At 49.5% G+C, this 19327-nt stretch carries 17 protein-coding genes; 13 read left to right on the top strand and 4 right to left on the bottom strand.

Annotated elements, in window-relative coordinates; all coding sequences use genetic code 11:
- Nucleotides 1-199 precede the first annotated feature (199 nt).
- Nucleotides 200-463 carry a hypothetical protein gene (locus P2H89_RS33195; protein ID WP_275835451.1) on the top strand — a complete coding sequence of 88 codons (264 nt, stop codon included), beginning with the start codon at nucleotides 200-202 and terminating at the stop codon, nucleotides 461-463.
- 47 nt (nucleotides 464-510) lie between these two features.
- Here P2H89_RS33195 and P2H89_RS33200 read toward each other — a convergent pair whose 3' ends face one another.
- On the bottom strand, nucleotides 511-1470 hold the full coding sequence (locus P2H89_RS33200) for a DUF1259 domain-containing protein (protein ID WP_275835453.1): 960 nt from the start codon (nucleotides 1468-1470) through the stop codon (nucleotides 511-513).
- A gap of 67 nt (nucleotides 1471-1537) precedes the next feature.
- Nucleotides 1538-2680: a chromate transporter gene (locus P2H89_RS33205; protein ID WP_275835455.1), complete on the bottom strand. Its 1143-nt coding sequence runs from the start codon at nucleotides 2678-2680 to the stop codon at nucleotides 1538-1540.
- Between the two features lie 216 nt (nucleotides 2681-2896).
- Here P2H89_RS33205 and P2H89_RS33210 point away from each other — a divergent pair, with 216 nt between their 5' ends.
- Entirely contained in the window at nucleotides 2897-3124 is a 228-nt protein-coding gene (locus tag P2H89_RS33210; protein ID WP_275835457.1) for a hypothetical protein, read from the top strand.
- Nucleotides 3125-3621: 497 nt separating this feature from the next.
- On the opposite strand, the gene P2H89_RS33215 is transcribed toward P2H89_RS33210, so the two are convergent.
- The gene (locus P2H89_RS33215) at nucleotides 3622-4056 is read right to left on the bottom strand and encodes a hypothetical protein (protein WP_275835459.1); all 435 of its coding nucleotides are present in this window, start codon (nucleotides 4054-4056) and stop codon (nucleotides 3622-3624) included.
- A 113-nt stretch (nucleotides 4057-4169) separates the two neighbouring features.
- Between P2H89_RS33215 and P2H89_RS33220 the strand changes: the two genes are divergently transcribed.
- The 7 genes from P2H89_RS33220 (at nucleotide 4170) to P2H89_RS33250 (ending at nucleotide 15993) form a co-directional block, all read left to right on the top strand.
- Nucleotides 4170-4886: a hypothetical protein gene (locus tag P2H89_RS33220; protein ID WP_275835461.1), complete on the top strand. Its 717-nt coding sequence runs from the start codon at nucleotides 4170-4172 to the stop codon at nucleotides 4884-4886.
- A gap of 38 nt (nucleotides 4887-4924) precedes the next feature.
- Nucleotides 4925-5326: a hypothetical protein gene (locus P2H89_RS33225; protein WP_275835462.1), complete on the top strand. Its 402-nt coding sequence runs from the start codon at nucleotides 4925-4927 to the stop codon at nucleotides 5324-5326.
- A gap of 147 nt (nucleotides 5327-5473) precedes the next feature.
- On the top strand, nucleotides 5474-9052 hold the full coding sequence (locus P2H89_RS33230) for a hypothetical protein (RefSeq protein ID WP_275835464.1): 3579 nt from the start codon (nucleotides 5474-5476) through the stop codon (nucleotides 9050-9052).
- Between the two features lie 158 nt (nucleotides 9053-9210).
- On the top strand, nucleotides 9211-9723 hold the full coding sequence (locus tag P2H89_RS33235) for a GyrI-like domain-containing protein (protein WP_275835466.1): 513 nt from the start codon (nucleotides 9211-9213) through the stop codon (nucleotides 9721-9723).
- A 47-nt stretch (nucleotides 9724-9770) separates the two neighbouring features.
- Nucleotides 9771-10088, top strand: a complete 318-nt coding sequence (locus tag P2H89_RS33240; RefSeq protein WP_275835468.1) for a DUF6122 family protein — start codon at nucleotides 9771-9773, stop codon at nucleotides 10086-10088.
- A gap of 627 nt (nucleotides 10089-10715) precedes the next feature.
- Nucleotides 10716-14042: a SusC/RagA family TonB-linked outer membrane protein gene (locus P2H89_RS33245; RefSeq protein ID WP_275835470.1), complete on the top strand. Its 3327-nt coding sequence runs from the start codon at nucleotides 10716-10718 to the stop codon at nucleotides 14040-14042.
- Between the two features lie 13 nt (nucleotides 14043-14055).
- Nucleotides 14056-15993 (top strand): RagB/SusD family nutrient uptake outer membrane protein, encoded by a 1938-nt coding sequence (locus P2H89_RS33250; RefSeq protein ID WP_275835472.1) that lies wholly within the window; start codon nucleotides 14056-14058, stop codon nucleotides 15991-15993.
- Nucleotides 15994-16272: 279 nt separating this feature from the next.
- Here the strand turns inward: P2H89_RS33250 and P2H89_RS33255 are convergent, their stop codons facing one another.
- Nucleotides 16273-17148 (bottom strand): alpha/beta hydrolase, encoded by an 876-nt coding sequence (locus P2H89_RS33255; RefSeq protein ID WP_275835474.1) that lies wholly within the window; start codon nucleotides 17146-17148, stop codon nucleotides 16273-16275.
- A gap of 379 nt (nucleotides 17149-17527) precedes the next feature.
- Between P2H89_RS33255 and P2H89_RS33260 the strand changes: the two genes are divergently transcribed.
- Genes P2H89_RS33260 through P2H89_RS33275 form a run of 4 tightly spaced genes read left to right on the top strand, consistent with a single transcriptional unit; the run spans nucleotide 17528 to nucleotide 19286 of the window.
- On the top strand, nucleotides 17528-17851 hold the full coding sequence (locus P2H89_RS33260; protein ID WP_275835600.1) for a metalloregulator ArsR/SmtB family transcription factor: 324 nt from the start codon (nucleotides 17528-17530) through the stop codon (nucleotides 17849-17851).
- A 6-nt stretch (nucleotides 17852-17857) separates the two neighbouring features.
- On the top strand, nucleotides 17858-18325 hold the full coding sequence (locus P2H89_RS33265; RefSeq protein WP_275835476.1) for an SRPBCC domain-containing protein: 468 nt from the start codon (nucleotides 17858-17860) through the stop codon (nucleotides 18323-18325).
- Nucleotides 18326-18333: 8 nt separating this feature from the next.
- Nucleotides 18334-18714, top strand: a complete 381-nt coding sequence (locus tag P2H89_RS33270) for a DoxX family protein (protein WP_275835478.1) — start codon at nucleotides 18334-18336, stop codon at nucleotides 18712-18714.
- Between the two features lie 11 nt (nucleotides 18715-18725).
- Nucleotides 18726-19286 (top strand): DUF4256 domain-containing protein, encoded by a 561-nt coding sequence (locus P2H89_RS33275; protein ID WP_275835480.1) that lies wholly within the window; start codon nucleotides 18726-18728, stop codon nucleotides 19284-19286.
- Nucleotides 19287-19327: the final 41 nt, after the last annotated feature.

The raw sequence follows: 19327 nt of genomic DNA on the forward strand, positions 1-19327 counted from the left end.
TGGTGTTGGTGTAGGGTAGGGGTATTCATTACTTATTGGATTATTCTCAAATGTATGGTTTGGAAAGATGGCAACATAGCGCCTGCATTTGATATGCCTGAAATAATAGTTGAAAGTATATTTCTATATAGCTGAGTGGTGTTACATGTCTGGAGACTGCCTGTTGCAAGTGGCGGAAAATTACACGATATTTACTTCCATGACCCTTTTATCCGGATTTACCGACAGCGCTGTGATGGTTATCTTTGCCTTGTACTTATTGATGGCTTTAGTCGTTTACGGCGTACTCTTTGCGATATTGTACAATTTCCCCTCCTTTAATCGATGGAGAGCACGTCTCAAAGCTAAGTCGCTCGCTCATTACTGGGGTGCCTTGTTTCTGTTGTATGTCGTGAGTCTGCTATTGACTACTGCCTTTATCGTTATCCGGCAGCAAATAGTAGGTGAGGGGCTGCTTGAGTAGCTTTACAAAACGAACCGCAGTCAATTAGGATCCCTTGAAAAAACACTTTAATGATTTGGGCCTTTCCCGGTCTGGTCAAGTGCCGCCCTTAGGCCATGAGCGAGTTGATTGGACGGCCCCACGCCCCAATAATGCAGGAAAAATATACGGGGCTGTTCATGTACCATATGGTTATGCACCGCTACTACTTCGATACCGTTTTCCACCAGGGCTTTGATAACTGGCTCCACCTCCTGCTCCAGCATCGAAAAATCACCGGCAACCGCAGCCCGCTCTGGCGTACCCTGCCAGGCAGCCCACGTATTGAAGCCTGCAAAGCTGCTTACAGGTATACCATGTTCCTGTAAAGCTACATCTGGACGCCCAATAGTATATTTATAAACGCCCTTGCTTAATTCACCCTTGTACCCGATAATGGAGTCGAGCAGGGGAGTGGAGAGGGTATTTACTACACTGTCGGGTTTATGCTCCTTCGGATCATGGCCCCTTACTGCTTTCACTTTATCGAAGATCGCTTTTACCTTGGTGGCCACCTGGTCTGCTTTTCCCCTGCCATCGATATGCATGTACAGAACATTGGGATGATTGCGTACAAAATGATTGTGAATAGCCGTCACCGCAAACCCCTGTCGTATCACTTCGCGTTGAACAGGTGCCAGATCGGTTTCGGTAAGTACGATATCGCCCATCGCCATCACACTGTCTCCGCAGGGCGTAAAACAGGTCCAGCTGCCCAGTCCCATGGCCGGTATGATCTTGAAGCCATCCACCACGATGTTGAGGTCATGCTGCGGAACCGTGATCTTGTATTCGCCATTTTTTTCTACGCCTTTAATGCCGGTAATTTGGTGTATAAGCGCCGTGTCGATTTTGTTGCTGCCCGGAGGACAGGAAATAGTGTCTTTATTGGACGCAGAAACGACAGATGGCTCAGTAGGCTGAACGGCCTCATTGCAGGCAGAAAACAAGACGATAAATCCCAGAGCGAAAATGACAACAGTTTTCATGTATTTGTTTTTGGCGTTCGAAAGCTAACAGCAGATTCTGAAGAAAGTCTAAATCAAGGTAGCTCATTTAGACCTTAAACAACAATAATCCGACCAACGCCGCGGCAATAATGATCACCGGCTCCGGTAGTTTCTTGAATCGTACAAGTAACAAAACGACAACCAAAGCGATCAGCACCGGCGTCACACCCGTGAACTGTCTTTTCGCAAGCACACCCACAGCGCCTCCAATAGCGCCGACGGCCGCAGCGGTAACACCGTCAATAAAAGCTTTGATGCCCGGATGACGGCCATATTTCTTAAAATAGGGCGCTGGTAATATGGTAAACAGGTAGCAAGGTAAAAAGGTCGCGAGCGCTGCGACACAAGCTCCGGACAGGCCGCCCACGAGGTAGCCGATAAAGCCCACCGTGATCACTACCGGACCGGGTGTGATCATCGCCACAGCCACCGCATCCAGAAACTGCTGTTCATTTAACCACGCATATTCCTTCACAACACCACCATATAAAAAGGGAACGATCGCCAGGCCGCTGCCAAACACAAAAGCGCCGGCTTTGAAGAAGAACCAGCCAATCTTCCATTGCTTGTCATCGAGCCACAATTGGAAATTCATAAGCACCAGGGCAGGCATGCAAAACACAGAGAAGAACTTCGCGCCTTTATTCTTTAAAGTACGTTGCACCCAAACCAAGGCCCCGGCGCCAAGGATCAGCCATATATTCTCTTCTTCAGTAATAAACGTGGAGATAGCCAACAGGGAAAAGATCGCCCAGAGTAACCAATCTTTGCCGAGGCTCTTACGCGTAAGTTTATAACTGCTCACGGCTATAATGCCGATCACAGCCGCACCGATACCGTAAAAAACAGCCTGCATCCACGGTAATCCCCCAGCTGCAACATAAGCATAGGAGATCCCCAACACCATGATAAAAGAGGGAAGCACAAACGCAAGTCCGGCCAGCGTTGCCCCTAAAATACGGTAATGAACGTAGCCCAGGTAGATGGAGAGTTGTGCTGCGAGCGGACCGGGTGCCAACTGAGCCAGTGCCAGGCCTTCCCGGTAATCCTCTTCCGCAATCCATTTTTTTTCTTCTACCAGGTCACGATGCATGTAGCCCACCAGGGCCACCGGGCCGCCAAAGCCTATGGTACCCAGTTGCAAAAAATATAATACCAGTTGTCGTAAAGTATAGGTTGGTTGGTTCATGCATTAAATTCGATAGGATAGAATTGGCAAATCTGTAAAAAGTTCCTATTAATAAATAGAATATTAATTACTGTTTGGCATAAAGGTTACCATCATTCCTGAATAATTGCAGCATGGCATCATACTTTGAATAGTTTTTGTGAAAGGGATCAGGCCTAAATATCTTCCTTTTAAATAGCCATTTATTTTGTAGATATGGCAATAAACCAATGAGTTATGTACGGCGAAGCAAAGAAGTTGCATTTGATTGAAGAGATTCTCAAAATTGAGAATGATGCTGTGCTGGATGAAGTTGAGAGTCTAATTAGTAAAAGTAAGCTGCATCCTGTTGAACGTAAAAGTTTTAAGGACTTCTCAGGCATTTGGTCTGCAGAAGAAGCTGATGAGATGAAGCGTATTATTGAAGAAAGTTTTGAGCAAATAAATCCCGATGACTGGAAATAAAGTGCTATTAGATACCAATATAGTGATTGAGTTGTTCAAAGGTGATCAGAAGATCCTGAGTTTTTTAGATGGACAACATAATGTTTTTATCGCTACGGCTGTATAGGCTGAATTATATTTAGGAGCTTACCGTTCTGCTAACGAACAAAAGCACATGGCGCAGATCAAGGCTTTCTTGTTGAGATGCACTGTTTTGAATGCTGACTAGGTTACTGCTGAAGCTTGTGCCAAAGTAAAAGCAGCATTGCTCACGAAAGGTAAGCCTATCCCTGAAAATGATATTTGGATAGCTGCAACTGCATTACAGTATGATCTTCCCTTGTACACAAATGATAAGCACTTTTCAGAGGTGGATGATATTTCATTGGTTTGATGGATATGGAACAATATTTACGAATAAGGCCTGCTGTTTCATCTAATGCAGGCTTTTTTATTCTATGTGCAATTCCGCCGGAAAGTCTCCAGCCTAAAAATGCATGCCACAATGAGATGTAGGATTATTGTCTACCGTCCCCGGCATTCATAGCAGCCAAACTATCCATCGCGTGTTGCACAGAGTCAACAAAAGCACGTCCAAATTTGGTAATGATCTGGTCTCTCATATACCTGCAATAACAAACGGGAGTCTGGTCTTCCACAATGGCATCCGGAACGAGGCCGAGTTGGTAGGAAATACCAAACTTCCCCAGCAGGGAGTCCATTAGGTACTTATCTGACAGAGGCTCAATATGAAGGCTCACCAGTTTGCAAAAGACCAGTTTCCCTTTTTGCAGGTCGGCCTTTGCCGAATCAATCTCTTGTAAGCAGGTTGTGTCGATAGAGGCAATGGAATCCACCCAGGTTTTTGGGCCCGCCGTTTCCCGGACGCGGGGAGTATTTCGGCAGCCTGAAAGGGTCATCAGTAAGGCGACGAATGAAATCAGTAGGCGCATAGGTTTTCTAAATTAGATGCAAAAGCGATAAAGATTGCATAAACTTTTGCAGTCGGGTAGAATTTTGTTCTTTTGGTGCGATTTACTGCGGTCTCATAATCATATTTTAGAAAATGACTCTTACGGACAGATACAAGAAAGGAGAATGCAAAACAGTATATGCCGAGATCCTAAAATTGGAGGAAAAAGCCTATCAACCCGAATATTATGCAGATATTATAGATGTATTGCGTGAAACTTTTAGAAGGGTGGCGCATAATCTGGAGTTGATACACGCTGAACTTGCCCTAAGGGGATATAATTTTTGTAAGGAAACTGACTATGATTTTCAAAATCCTATCTGTAAACCTGCCCAGGAAACGGAAAAGTTAATTGAGAAATTAGATAAAACTGTGAGAAGCGTTGGTGCTGTGCCAGAATCTATAAAAATGTTTTATCAAATAGTCGGGTCATGCAATTTCGCTTGGGATTATGATACAGATGATGAGATTCCTTGGGAAGGTGCCGATCCTATCCAGTTATTCCCTTTGAATGATATGCTGGACGAACTAATAGAAATGGCTGAAAACGAAGAGCCCATTGAATACCTTCAATTGTCGGCCGACTATTTACATAAGGACAATATTAGCGGCGGGCCTGCATATGGAATAGAGATAACTCCAGGCCCATCCATTGACGGGCTGTTTCTGAACGAAGAGCATAATACTACCTTTATTAACTACTTAAGGATAGCGTTTGAGCATGGTGGCTTCTCCAGGGGGCAGGAGATAACTGTTCCTGATTTCAAAGATTACCTGTGCACCATTCTTCCCAAACTCCTTCCCATATAGTTATCCCTGAATGTTTATATTTATCCAAATAGGTAGTAATGAGGTACAATATCGAGGATGAGTTTCCTGAGGTAAATACACCAGGCGAGTTTATGCGGCTGCTGAAACAGGAAAGGGTTGTCCTGTACATACAAGTCGACTGGTCTGGGCCCGAAAGAGGGTCGCGCCAGGTGTTCAAAAAAGCCTTGTCAGAAATGGCTGACGTCAATATTCCGGTTTGCAGGATCGATTGCTTCGATGAAAGCAAAGAATATGTTATTGATTGGCTACTCGAACAACGGGTACAATACAATGGGTTTAACTTCCACGGAACGGGTGAGGTACTTTTGGTCGTAAACGGGAACCTCGTTGAATTCATCGCCTATCCCGCCAAGTCTGGCCTCGACGCTGTAAGAGAGAAATTGAATCAATGGCTAAATGGCCCAACCCGCACACTATAAAGTTTAAGTAGCACCTGATTGCATCAGCAGTTTTTCCAGGTTTCACATACAAAAACACGCCATTCACATACATCACTACCCGAAAGTCGCATACACGTAGGTAAATTGGTAGAGAATCGTTCATTTTTTACCATTAAACCTACAGTCATGAATGCAGCAAACACAAGTTTGGCTGGCGGCCCTGCACAGCAGCTATCCGTCAGCTCCCGCCTCACCCAGTATTACCGCAGCGCAACACCCTTTTCACCCGGTCCTGGCCTGAAGTTCAAGCTCGCAACAACCATCAATGCAACCCATCAACCCGTCCTGTTCTCGGTCGATGATCAAGGCGTTATTCACAAGCTCTACCCCGATCCCTCCAGCGATACGGGATGGAGCGAAATAACGATGCCGCAGCCACCCACGCCCGTTACATTCGTAGCGGCGGGCACCAACAAAGACGGTACTATCACCGTCTATGCCGTATGTAACAACAATGGTGAGCTGCGGTACCTCAATGATGCCGATCCCACTCAGCAATGGAAGTCAGTGACCCTGCCGCAATCTCCTTTGGTCATCAACGCAGGCATCGCTACCTGCTATGATGCAAATGGTAATCCATTCCTGGTAGCAGGGGCCGGATATGAATTTTCCTATTACCTATACCTGCCCTTCAACAGCACCGCCGCTGTTGAATTTGGAATTGCCACCATTTACCCCTACGACTGGAGCCCCGCCTTCCTGCCGGTTGCGCATGATCATATTAGCTACACCTTGCAGCCCGGCAATTACTCTTGTCAACAATCAATTGACACCAGCGACGATCGGGGCATCATCGGTTTGGGCCTCAAGGATGCATTCGGGCGATGGCTCGCGGGACCATTTGGTCCCATGACGGTGGCCCGCAACAACAAAGGGTATGATGAACCATTCGCATTAGTGAAAAGCGAAAAGGCCCTGTATTATTTCTATCCGCTCGATACCGATACCAAACGTTTCGGCACGCAAAAGCTCAATGGCGATATACCCGTGCAGGCAATTACCGGCGGACAAAACAATGAAGGCCTCATGGAAGTCTTTGCCGTCGGATCGGATCATAAATTATACCACGTGCGGCAGGAACCCGACGGCCATGGCTGGACTACCTTAACGCCCCTTTTTTCGGATTACCCCTTTCTCGATCTCATCAGCGTGCAGAACCCCGATGGTTTCACCGAAGTATTTGCATCAACCACCGACCATAAACTCTACCATATCTGGCAGCAACCCGGCAGCCTGGAGTGGAATTGCGAAGAGGTTGACCTGGGTATTGGCCACACCGAAGAAGTCACAGCCTACGATCTGCAATTAACCGTGTACGAAAACAACAACGTGGTATCACCTGCAGCAGCACTTACCATCTCATCCGAACTACCGGTATCCGTAACCATCAACGGCGCATCCGTTTGGCTCGATAAAGACAATGTGTGGCAAGGCGCCACAGACCCATCGGGATCAGTAAACATAGTCATCAAAACCAATAGCCTCGGCGTACCCGCACTCTATGTACAAACACCCCTGATGCCATCGGGCGATAAACTCCTGCTCAACGCCAGCGGTACCATACAACGGCGGCTGGCCAACCTCGATAACGAAGGATTTGATCTCCTGGCTGCCATGATGACTGACAATGACGGCAACGAAACACCACTCGTGCAGGGAACAGAAAACCGGCAGCCCGCCGTAGTGGCGCAGGTTGCTCAATTGGTCAAATCGGCCGTATCATTACTATTGCCGACCGAAGTCGAACATAACCAACCCACCTTCCTGCATCCCGATACCAATCCCCATGTGGCGCGCTACATCCCAGCCTCACAGGGATCGATCCCCTTGCCTTATAATGGTCCGGATCAATACTGGCATGCCGATCTCTCGGGCCATCAACCACGCTATACAGCATTGACACCCGCCGAAGCTGCAGAACGCTTCGCACAAAATGGCACCCTGCCCGGCTTGCGCACGGTTGGCATCTTTGGACTCGATGTTGACTGGGGCGATCTCTTTGCCAATATCAAAAACGGGATCGTTACGCTGTTCGATTTCACTACGGCCGCCACCGCCAACGGGATCCGCGTGGCATTTACCGTAGTGGTCAATGGCATCAAACATGCATTCGATGCAGTAGTGCATCACATCAACCAGCTGCTCGACCTGGCAGAAGAAGTGTTTGAGAAGGTCAAAGTAGGGTTTAAACAACTCCGGGACTGGCTGGCCTGGATATTCCTTTGGAAACACATCGGACGAACAGCCCAGGTCATCGCATTTGGTATCAAAGAAATGTTCAGCTTTCAGCAAACAGCCCTCACCAGCCTGTCCAACAAGCTCGCAGACCTGTTTGATGATGCACAGGAAAAGGTCGGCGATGCATTCGATAAAATGATCGCCAACGGAGAAATGAACAATAGCTTCACCAGCATCGGCGGCCAGTTACCACCTGCACCGGTCAACACCGACGATACACGGCATAATATAATATACACCGCCTTCATCAACAATGCGAAATTCGCCACCCAGGTTGGGCAGGAGCTCGGGGCCACTCCGCAATTCTTAAAAGATGTGGAGCAGATCATCGCGCTGCTCACGCAGCAGGCCGACGCATTCACCGGCAATACAGCATTTACCGACGCCGTCAATTATTTCATACAAGCCAAAAACAACCCCGACGAGGTAGTGGCCAACACCGTCGCCGCATTGTTGAGCCTGTTGAAAGGCTTCAGCCTGTTTGCCCTGCAAATGGCCAACGCGATCTGTCAGGCCCTCATCGAAGCGATCATCGCGTTGCTCGGAGGCCTCCAAACACTGCTCACGGCCGAATGGGACATGCCCGTAGTGTCGGATCTCTTCAAACTGGCCAGCAACGGACAGCCTTTGAGTTTTGTAAACCTCGTATCCCTCATCATTGCGCTGCCGGTAACCACGGTCTACAAAACTGCATTTGGTAAAACGCCTTATCCCGATAGCACGTCCGTGACAAATTTTACAACCGTATTCAACGCGCAATCCTTGCTGCAGGATGCAGGCCTTAACACGAACAAGCAAATGAATGGGGTAGGAGGGCACAATCTTACGGAAGCTGAGTTGCAGGATACCCTTCAGGTAGCGAAGGTGGCCCTCGGCATGGCCAACGCATTTGGAACCTGGATCTGGGGTATCATGACGTCCGTAATCGATGCCGTGCCACCCAATACAGATAAGATGGACCCGTTTGTGATGAAGATACTGTCGCGTGCAGCCTGGGGAGTAAGCTGTTTGTTGCAATTTGCCAGCATACCCTGGCCTTTCAAGAAAGACGGATTGCCGCCAGTGCCATTTTACAATGGCACATCCAGCGAATTTGAGAACGTGATCTGGATATACCGGTGGATGCCCGTAGGCGTCAATGCCGTATTCCTGGTGGCCAACAACCGGCTGGCGCCAAGCGCCAGTGACGCCGGCGCCGTCGTAAACTCACTGTTCGGGGCACTCAACCTGGGATTGGGCAATGGACTGGCCGTTTGGGAAAATGGCGAGGACGACCGCAAAACTGTCCAGAATCTCTTCAAAACCACACCAGCCAGTGTGAAATTTTTACGCTTGCAGGAGTTGGTAGCCGCCTCCGATGGTACCAGCCTGGTTGCGCTGGTGACCGCCGATCTCACTGGCTGCACCGTCGCCGGCATCGCTCAGTTATTACGCACCCTCGAGCCGTCGCCGGTACTCGTTGCGTAAAACACAACTCATTTCGGATGCCAGGAATCCATGACCTTGAAGATCGACAGGGCGAGGTGGTTTAATCGCTAACTCGTCCTGTTGTTTATTTCGACGGAACAAGCTGTCAATGCTCAGAACCCAATGAATGTCTGCTATCGCATCAATATCTTTGTCCGATGACGCCCCGCATAGAAGCCCTCGAAGAAAAGAAACTGGTAGGTATAAGCACAACGATGAGCCTGGTCAACAATACCACCGGCGCCCTCTGGCGAAGTTTTATGCCGCGCCGTAAGGAGATCATCAACACCCTATCCAACGATCTGTATTCCCTCCAGGTTTACCCGTCCGATTATTACACGAGCTTCAATCCGGCTACCTCGTTTCAGAAATGGGCCGCAGTAGTAGTGAACGGCGACGAGGACGTTCCCACAGGTATGCAAACATTCATCCTCGCAGGAGGTCTTTACGCCGTATTCGATTACAAAGGACCGGCCGGCGATCCGGCCATCTTCCAATACATCTTCGGCACCTGGCTGCCCGGCTCACCGTATGAATTGGACCACCGCCCCCATTTCGAAGTCCTCGGTCCCAAATATTCCAATACCGATCCCCAGTCAGAAGAAGAAATATGGATCCCGGTCCGCCGCGGGACCCCATCAACTAACCACCACCTGATCCCAAACGGCTGAACGCTAAGCCACCCGCCCCAAACAAATAATATTACCTTCGCGCCCGCATGCAACAGGCCATTCATTATTTCCTGCATTTTGGCTTTCCCCTCATCGTAGCCCTCGCGATCGACCGGTCGAAATGGCTCCGCATGTATGGTATCCTCCTGCTCACCATGCTCGTCGACCTCGATCACCTGTTCGCCAATCCCATCTTCGATCCCTGCCGTTGCAGCATCGGCTTCCACCCCTTACACAGTTACCCCGCCATCGCCGCCTACATCCTTTTACTACTTCCCCGTAAAACGCGCATCGTCGCCATCGGTCTCCTCCTGCACATGGCCACCGACGGCATCGATTGCTTATTTATAATGAAGCACTGCTGATCACCATCGCCGCCCGTCCCGCCACTACCCATTTACCGCCATCCCCTCATTTATCCGCCGTGTCATTTCTACACTCAATCCAGGATTTTTTACGCTCCAAAACCACATTTACCCCCTGAAAGGCTTTCAGGTTTTTATGAAACGTTTTCAGCATTACCCTCCGGTAACCAATCAGTTATCATGCAAACGGCGGTTGAAAAGGGTGCAACACCCGCTGTAGTAGTTTTGTAGTATCCTTTATGGGGGGTAAAATGACGATTAGCCCCCTTATTATGCGTCTATACCCCCTTACATTCGCCCCCGCTATAATAATTTTAGCGGCGTTAGTCTCGTTTCTACTCTCCAAAAAAACTGACTATGACTTTTGACTTGCCGTGGAAAAACGATCCACACCCAGACGACTGCATTTCCCCAACCCGGAAATTGCCCGACCGATCGGAACACACCGTTCCTGTTTTCAACATCCCGACAGGAAACATGTCTCCAACCTAAAATAAGGCTCAACAAAAAGGCTTCGATCATCCGCCCCGCGGATCGCTCATAGATTTAATACCAATTCTCTAAAAATGGAAATACCCGCAAGGGTAGATCCGGTTGCTGTTTTTTAATTCAAAAATTGCTGCTGTTATGATTGATTCCAACATCAGGCGCCAAACCGGCAAGGCTGACCGGCTGGTCCCGCTGCTTAGACTACTCACTACTTTTACCGTTTTCCTGCTCATCGCTGTCGGCGCTTTCGCCCAGGATGCCGTTACCGGTCAGGTACGCATTCCGGAAGGCCAGGCTATGGGAGCTACCGTAACCGTAAAAGGAACTACCAACTCCGTACAAACCGATGCGGAGGGTAAATTCAAGATCACTGCCAGGCCCGGCGACAAACTCGTCATCTCTTATGTAGGACACGAGTCGCAGGAAGTAAACGTGCCCTCAAGCCGCCTCGTCGCAGTATCCCTTACCGCTACCAACAACCTCGACCAGGTTGTGGTCATTGGCTACGGACAGGCCCGCAAAAAGGACCTCACCGGCGCCATCACACAGATCAAGCCCGACAAACTGGCCGATCAAAACCCCAACACTGTACAGGACGTACTGCGCGGCACCCCCGGCCTCAGCATCGGACTCGACCCCAACGCCAAAGGCGGTGGCTCTATCCAGATCCGCGGTCAGCGTTCCGTGTACACCGATGCCGGTCACAATGATCCACTCATCGTACTCGATGGAATGATCTTTTACGGCGAACTGTCCGAGATCAATCCCGACGATATCTCGCAGATCGACGTATTGAAAGACGCGTCCGCAGCCGCCGTATATGGAGCTAAATCTGCCAACGGTGTATTGATAGTCACCACCAAAAAAGGACAAAAAGGCAAACCTAAGATCAACTTTACCAGCAACCTCGGTCTATCAACCATGGGAGCCAATCGCGAAGTATTTGATGCAGCCGGTTACCTGAAATACCGCGAAGACTGGTACACTGCTGTTACCTATGGCGCCAATTCGGCAACGGGTAATTATGAACCCTACCAGGTAACGACCATGTCAGGCTGGGGTGGCCAAAAGAGACCAGGCTTCTACGCCCGGCCAACTGCCGAAAACCTGACGAAGTACGGCATTACCATCGATCAGTGGAGAGCTTATGGAGCTGCATCCGATAACAATGAAGAAGTATGGGCAAAGCGCCTCCTCATGCAAGACGTTGTGCTAAAGAACTTCCTCGACAATAAAACATTCGACTGGTACGATCACTCTTTCCAAACAGGCACTAACCAGGACTATAATATCAGCGTATCCGGCGCCAACGACCAGGCCAACTACTACCTGTCTGCCGGCTACCTCGATAATAAAGGAATGATCGTAGGTGATAACTACAAAGCCATCCGTTCCAACTTCAAAACAGAATTCAAAGTGACCAAGTGGTTCGAGATCGGCGCCAACATCAATTTCCAGAACCGTACCGATGGTAGCATCGCCACCAACTGGCAAACCCAGGCCACCCGCAATGCGCCCTTTGCTCAATATTATGATGCCACCGGCAAACTCGCCGTGCACCCCATGGGCGACCTGATGGTGAATAACCTCGGTTATAACTACGATTTCGATAAGCAATACCTCTCCCTGCAGAAAGGTTATACCATCTTTAATGGTATCGTGAACGCCCGGGTGAAACTGCCTTTCGGCATCACTTACTCGTTCAACGCATCGCCCCGCTACCAGCAGTTCCGCGATCGTTACCACGAGTCATCCAGCCACCCCGATTGGAAAACCACCAACGGTCTCATCAACCGCGAGCAAACCCAACGTTTCGACTGGTCACTTAACAATACCATCAACTGGGAAAAGACCTTCTTTGGCAAACACCGCGTAGCCGTAACCCTCGTACAGGAAGCCGAGCAACGCCAGCAATGGAAGGATAGGATAGAAGCCCGCAACATCACGCCGAGTGATATCCTCGGATTCCACGAAGTGCAGAACGCAGAAAAAGCGAAAAGTAACTTCGACTCCGAAGATCTCCTTGAGTCAGCCGATGGTATGCTGGCCCGCCTCTTCTACTCATTCGACGACCGTTACATGGTAACCGGATCTATCCGTCGTGATGGATACTCAGCATTCGGTGCCGCTAAAAAACGCGCCAACTTCCTGTCTGCAGCCTTCGCCTGGACCTTTACCAACGAAAGCTTCTTCAAATGGGAACCCATGAGCACCGGTAAACTGCGTATCTCTTACGGACAAAATGGTAACCGTTCCCTCGCCGACGTGTACATGGCCTATTCTAACCTCACCGCAGGTTCTGGCGCTACACAGGGCTACCTCGATAACAACGGTAACCTGATACAATACAAATACCTGTTCATGGATCGCCTGGCCAACGAGCAGCTTTCCTGGGAGAAAACGGAGTCTGCCAACTTTGGTCTGGATTTCGGTTTCCTCAATGACCGCATCACCGGTTCATTCGATTATTATGTTACGCCTACAGTTGACATGATCATGAAACGTAGCTTGCCCGGATACTCCGGTGTCAACAACATCGCTTCCAACCTTGGTAAAGTGATGAGCAAAGGTTTCGAGATCACGATCAACTCGACCAATATCAAGAACCGCAACTTTTCCTGGAATACCACCTTCGGTATCTCTAAATACAGAAGCGAGATCCAGCACCTGTACTACGAATACACTACAGCTATCAAGGATGCGCAGGGTAATGTTACCGGCTACCGTGAAAGAGATGACATTGGCAACGGCTGGTTCATCGGACAACCCATCGGCGTGATCTGGAACTACCAGGTAACCGGCATATGGCAAAACAACGAAGTGGCAGAAGCCGCCTTGTATGGTCAGCGCCCCGGCGATCCCAAAGTGGCCAACACCTACACAGCCGACGACACGAAGAATGCCAACGGAACTACCACACCGGTGTACAACGACAACGACAAGGTATTCCTCGGTCAGTCTGCGCCGCCCATCATGTGGTCGCTCCGCAACGAGTTTACCTATAAGGATTTCAATTTCTCGTTCAATATGTATTCTTACATGGGGCACAAGAGCCTTGCCGGTATCTACCTCAACCAGGATAACGGAACCTCACTGGTTACCAACCTCGCCAATACCTGGAAGAAGAACTACTGGACAACCGAAAATCCGACAAATGACTACGCTCGTCTGGATGCCAAAGGTCCTGCCGGAGCAAGTGCGCCCGGCAAGCTGTATGATCGTTCATTCATCCGTCTGGAGAACATCACAGTGGGTTACACACTGCCCCGCAGCCTGATCGCAAAGGCAGGTATCGAAAGAGTGAAAGTATTCGCCAGCATCCGCAACGTAGCAGTTTGGAAGAAAGAAAAGAACTGGGATTATGGTGATATCGAAACCTTCAATACCCGTACAGAAGCTGAGAACCTGTTCCGTTCAGGTATGGCCCCCAGGGTATTCAACTTCGGATTAAATGTATCCCTCTAAAAACGATTGAACAATGAAAAAGACACTCCAAACGATATTCAACAAAAAAGCAGCGGTGGCCGTGGTATTGGCAGGCGCGCTGACTAGTCAAACCGGTTGTACAAAGGAATTCCTGTCGCCGGACCCTACCTCATTCTATACGCCAGACGGTACGCTGATCAATAAAGCAGGTCTCGATGCAGCACTCGCTACCGCCGACCGTCACCTGCGTACATATTGGACATATTATACCTACCAGGATTTGAGTTTGCCCATCAGCACCGACTACATGTTCTCGGACATGGCTGTTGCCAGTAAAACCGATGATGGTAATATCCTGGCCGATATCGCAACGCGCGTAACGCCTACCGATATGCCCGAGCGGATGATGTGGTTCTGGGATGAGACATATAATGGTATTAAGTACGCCAATACGGTGATCAACTATGTAGGCGGCGCAACAGACCTGGATGAAGCAACCCGGAACGTTTACCTGGGCCGTGCTTATTTCCATCGTGCGATACGCTACATGGACCTCGTATTCAAATTCAAAGACGTACCCCTCATCACCCAACTGCTCAAGCAACCCAAGGTGGATTATAAGAGCACCAAGCGCGAGGCGATCCTGCAAATGATCACCGGCGAAATGGAAAAAGCAGTAGAGTGGGTGCCCGAGCAAAAGAATATGAGCCTCGTGGGCCTCGTAAACAAAGGTGCCTGCCGCCAGTTGCTGATCAAATGTTATATGGCAACCGGTCAATTCCAGAAAGCGGTAGATCAGGCCAATATCCTCATCGATCAGTCGGGCTATTCATTGATGACGGGCAACTTCGGAACTTTTATCAACCCCTATCCCCAAACCTGGCCCATCACCCGCAACGTGATCTGGGATCTGCACCGCCCCGAAAACAAGGGCATCGCTGCCAACAAGGAAACCATCCTCATGATGGTGAACCGCAACGGAACAGATGCCGGAACAAAGATGAACAGCATGCGTAACTGGCTGCCTTGGTTCGATGCGGCGGGTACAACAACCCCCGATGGTAAGAATCAGGCCTTGAGATATGCGGCAACATCTAATGCGACTTACTTCCGTCCTATGTATGACTATACACACGCATTAGGCCGTGGAATCGCACATATCCGTCCTACGTATATGGCCACCAACGAGCTGTGGACAAACATCAGCGACGCTGGTGACCTCCGCCACAACAGCACCGTGGGCAACTGGGCACGCGTAGATTCGCTGAAGTACAATGATCCGGCCAATGCTACCTGGTTTGGTAAGAACCTCCGCCTCTATGGAGCAACCGGAAACATCCTGTGTAACGATACCATTCGCCAGTGGTTCGATTGGCCACACTACAAATATTACATCGAAGATCCCCTGGAAACAGGCAACGCGAACGAAGCCAACCACCGCGGTGGCGCTGGTGATCTGTATTGCTACCGCCTGGCCGAAACCTACCTGTTGCGTGCCGAAGCGCAGTTCTATCTCGGAAAGCCCGATTTAGCGGCGGCCGACGTAAACAAGGTAAGGCAGCGTGCAGGCTGTACGCAGCTCTTTACCAGCGTATCGATCGGTGATATCATGGACGAGCGCGCCCGTGAGTTGAATATGGAAGAATGGCGCTTCGCAGAGTTGAGCCGGGTGTCTTATTGTCTCGCACTGAGCGGCAAGGCCGACGAGTGGGGCAATACCTATGCAGTAGCCGATCTCGCAACCAAGAGCTACTGGTTCAACCGCGTATCGCGTTACAACAACTATTATAATAAAGGTAAAGCAGTTGTAAAGGGCCGCGCATATACCATCGGCGCACACAATATCAACTGGCCTATCCCCAACGGTGCGATCCAGGCAACTGGTGGTGGCAAGTTGTGGCAAAACCAGGGTTACAGCGGTTATGATCCTGCCGTAGTAAGGTGGGAGAAATGGGAAGATGCTGTAGCCGACGAACTCCCCAAGAAGTAATAAGCACTGACCGGCTGCAGGCGTTTCAGAATAATCAACATGAAACGAACCACCCGCAGCCCTGAAGGTGTAGATTTTGGAATATAGCAAGCAAAAGGCCGGTAGATTCTTCTACCGGCAATTTTTTTTAGGGGCTACGTATAGAGGCCCTTCCAACATCCTTGGCTCGAAACAAAGGCCTCCACGAGCCGTAGCACTTCATCATTGAGCATCCCTTGCTTCCACAAGCCTCAACATCTCCTCGAAAGTTTTTCCTGATTCTTGTGTGCGGCCCGTTAGTTAATCTTTTTTTCTCCGGCCAAGAAACCCTTCCACGAGCCTCAATACCTCCTCGAAATTTGTTTCCAGTACCATATGACTGCCCTCGATCAGGTGCACTTGCGCAGCTGGCAGATCACGCTGGTAGCAGTGCGCTTCGGCTACGCTGAAGTAGGGATCATGCTTACCCCAGATCACCAGTGCAGGAGGCTGCTGTTCCCGGAAATAAGCCTGGAAAACAGGAAATAGCGGGAAGTTGTGCTGATAATCGCAGTTCAGTTCGTATTGCATAGCGAGGTTCCCCGGACGGCTCAACCGTTCCCAGTCCAGCACCCACAGCTCCGGGCTCACCCTGTTCCACAGCGCTTCCGGTAACCCGCTGGTGTATTGGTCCCGCGTGCCTTCCTCGCTCAGGAAAGCATATACTTTTTTCTTTTTTGCCGGACTAGGGTTTTTCCAGTAATCAATGGTTTCATCCCACTGCGGACCGATCCCTTCCGCATACGCATTGCCATTTTGCACAATGATACCGGCAATCTTTTCAGGATGAGCCACACTCAGCCGCAGACCGATGGGGCAACCATAATCATGAAGGTAAATGGTGAATCGGTGCAGGCCGATGGCATCAGTAAAAGCGTTGATGATCGCAGACAGGTTGCTGAACGTATATTCAAAAACTGCCTTGTCGGGAAAAGCGCTGAAGCCGAACCCGGGATAGTCGGGAGCAACCAGGTGATAACGGTCGCCAAGCGCCGTCATCAGGTTTTTGAACATCGTTGATGATCGGGGAAACCCATGTAGCAATAAGAGTGCTGGGTGTTTTGGGTCGCCCGCTTCGCGGTAGATGATATCGATGCCGTCAATCTGGATGGTCCTGTTGAAAATTTGTTGAGCCATGCGCTTGTGGTTTTATCGCGTAGCGATTACATTTGACAATAAGCACATGCGTGGACTTTCAGTAGCGGATAGGAGAGAGGGGTAAGTTAGCTTATTCAAAGTTACTGTTTTCGGTTAACTGAAAATGTCTTCCGTACCCCCGGGTTGCTTGCCCAGCTAAAAAGATCATACGCTCCTTGCTCCTGGCAACCTTTCCCGGCCTCATTGATCTCCCGCTCCCCGGCTTCAGACAACCCCCAATGTTAAAAAGAAAATCCCCTCCAATCCCTTGATTTAAAAGTCACAGCACGCTCTCCGTGACAGGTTTCGTCCGCCCTCCCAAAGAAAAATTTGCGTAGTTATATGGCTACACATATATTTGTAGTCAAATAGCTACATGATGAACCTACGACGCGACGTTTTCCAGGCCATAGCCGATCCTACCAGGAGGGCTATCCTGCTGCTGGTAGCCGCGCAGGCCATGAGCGCCGGCGCTATCGCAGCCAACTTCGATACTGCCCGCCCTACTGTATCCAAGCACCTCGCCATCCTCACCGAATGCGAACTGCTCGAGCAGGAGCAAAACGGCCGGGAAATATTCTATCACCTCAATCCCCAAAAGATGAAAGAGATAGCCGACTTCATCGAGCCGTTCCGCGACCTCTGGGACGATCGCTTCAATAAACTGGAATCCATCATGAAAAAATACAAACCCAAAAAGTAAAGCACCATGGAACGTAAAACAAAGGTCAATGCCGAAAAAGGGAAACAGGAGATACTCATCACCCGCGAGTTCGATCTCCCCGTAGATCTGCTCTTCAGGGCGTTTGCCGAGCCGGAAATAGTGGAACAATGGATGGGCACCAAAGTATTGAAACTGGAAAGCTTCCCCGGTGGCCGTTATCAGTTCGAAACATCCAATCCACAGGGTGTCGTGGCCATTCGCATGAACGGGGTATACCACGAGTTCGTGACAGATCAAAGGATCACCCGAACCTTCGAAATGGAAAATACGCAGTTCGCCGTACAGCTGGAATTCCTTCAGTTCGAAGCGCTCACCGAAGATACCAGCAGGCTCAACATGCACATCATCTTCAAAACCGGCGAATTGCGCGATCAGCTCCTTAAAATGCCTTTTGCGCAAGGCATCAACTTTGCACACAATCGATTGCAGGAAATAGTTAGTAACCTTAAATAAAACCAATCATGAAAAAAGCACACAAGATTATTTATTGGGTCGCCACAGCGTGGCTGGCACTCGGAATGCTCTCCACCGGATACGTACAGTTGTTCCATTTGAAAGACGAAACGAAATTTATACTAGATTTGGGATACCCCGAATACCTGCTCACCCTCCTCGGTATCACCAAGGTACTGGGCGTGCTGGTGGTATTGATCCCAAAGTTTCCCTTGTTGAAAGAGTGGGCTTATGCAGGATTTTTCTTTATGATGGCGGGAGCGATCTATTCGCACATCGCAGCCGGCAATCCCGGTGGTATCTTCCCTCCATTATTGTTGTTAATCCTTACCGTAGTATCCTGGTACTTCCGGCCAGCAACCAGAAAACTCGCACTAGCCAACCAATAATCAATAGTCGTATGAGCAAAAAGAAATTAACTACAGAAGAAGTGACCGGCCTGCTGAAAACACTGAAGGCCCGTTTTGATAAACATCCTCAACGTCACAAAGGCATTAAGTGGGAGGATGTGCAAGCGAAACTCGAAGCAAGTCCCGCAAAACTGGTAACCCTCAACGAAATGGAGATCACCGAAGGGGAGCCCGATGTAGTAGGGTACGATAAGAAGACGGATGAATATTTGTTCTACGATTGTTCGCCCGAAAGTCCCAAAGGCCGCCGGAGCATTTGTTACGATGGTGAAGCGCTGGCATCCAGGAAAGAACATAAACCCGAAGACAGTGCCCTCGAAATGGCGGCTGCGATCGGTGTAGAGATACTAACGGAAGAAGAATACCGCGAATTGCAAACCCTGGGCAACTTCGATACCAAAACGTCGAGCTGGGTAAAAACGCCCGCAGAGATCCGGAAATTAGGTGGCGCGATTTTTTGTGACAAGCGTTATAACCATGTCTTTATGTACCACAATGGGGCAGAGTCGTATTATGCGGCCCGCGGCTTCCGGGGATCCGTCAGGGTATAAACGGTCCGCTGCATATACATCCAAATACATCACCATTAAAT

The organism is Paraflavitalea sp. CAU 1676 (assembly GCF_029223285.1).
In the GTDB taxonomy this organism is placed as follows: Bacteria; Bacteroidota; Bacteroidia; order Chitinophagales; family Chitinophagaceae; genus Paraflavitalea.

Bases quoted from the DNA above. Each gene is read 5' to 3' on its own strand.
- P2H89_RS33195 (WP_275835451.1), top strand. From the start codon at position 200: ATGACCCTTTTATCCGGATTTACCGACAGCGCTGTGATGGTTATCTTT.
- P2H89_RS33200 (WP_275835453.1), bottom strand. From the start codon at position 1,470: ATGAAAACTGTTGTCATTTTCGCTCTGGGATTTATCGTCTTGTTTTCT.
- P2H89_RS33205 (WP_275835455.1), bottom strand. From the start codon at position 2,680: ATGAACCAACCAACCTATACTTTACGACAACTGGTATTATATTTTTTG.
- P2H89_RS33210 (WP_275835457.1), top strand. From the start codon at position 2,897: ATGTACGGCGAAGCAAAGAAGTTGCATTTGATTGAAGAGATTCTCAAA.
- P2H89_RS33215 (WP_275835459.1), bottom strand. From the start codon at position 4,056: ATGCGCCTACTGATTTCATTCGTCGCCTTACTGATGACCCTTTCAGGC.
- P2H89_RS33220 (WP_275835461.1), top strand. From the start codon at position 4,170: ATGACTCTTACGGACAGATACAAGAAAGGAGAATGCAAAACAGTATAT.
- P2H89_RS33225 (WP_275835462.1), top strand. From the start codon at position 4,925: ATGAGGTACAATATCGAGGATGAGTTTCCTGAGGTAAATACACCAGGC.
- P2H89_RS33230 (WP_275835464.1), top strand. From the start codon at position 5,474: ATGAATGCAGCAAACACAAGTTTGGCTGGCGGCCCTGCACAGCAGCTA.
- P2H89_RS33235 (WP_275835466.1), top strand. From the start codon at position 9,211: ATGACGCCCCGCATAGAAGCCCTCGAAGAAAAGAAACTGGTAGGTATA.
- P2H89_RS33240 (WP_275835468.1), top strand. From the start codon at position 9,771: ATGCAACAGGCCATTCATTATTTCCTGCATTTTGGCTTTCCCCTCATC.
- P2H89_RS33245 (WP_275835470.1), top strand. From the start codon at position 10,716: ATGATTGATTCCAACATCAGGCGCCAAACCGGCAAGGCTGACCGGCTG.
- P2H89_RS33250 (WP_275835472.1), top strand. From the start codon at position 14,056: ATGAAAAAGACACTCCAAACGATATTCAACAAAAAAGCAGCGGTGGCC.
- P2H89_RS33255 (WP_275835474.1), bottom strand. From the start codon at position 17,148: ATGGCTCAACAAATTTTCAACAGGACCATCCAGATTGACGGCATCGAT.
- P2H89_RS33260 (WP_275835600.1), top strand. From the start codon at position 17,528: ATGAACCTACGACGCGACGTTTTCCAGGCCATAGCCGATCCTACCAGG.
- P2H89_RS33265 (WP_275835476.1), top strand. From the start codon at position 17,858: ATGGAACGTAAAACAAAGGTCAATGCCGAAAAAGGGAAACAGGAGATA.
- P2H89_RS33270 (WP_275835478.1), top strand. From the start codon at position 18,334: ATGAAAAAAGCACACAAGATTATTTATTGGGTCGCCACAGCGTGGCTG.
- P2H89_RS33275 (WP_275835480.1), top strand. From the start codon at position 18,726: ATGAGCAAAAAGAAATTAACTACAGAAGAAGTGACCGGCCTGCTGAAA.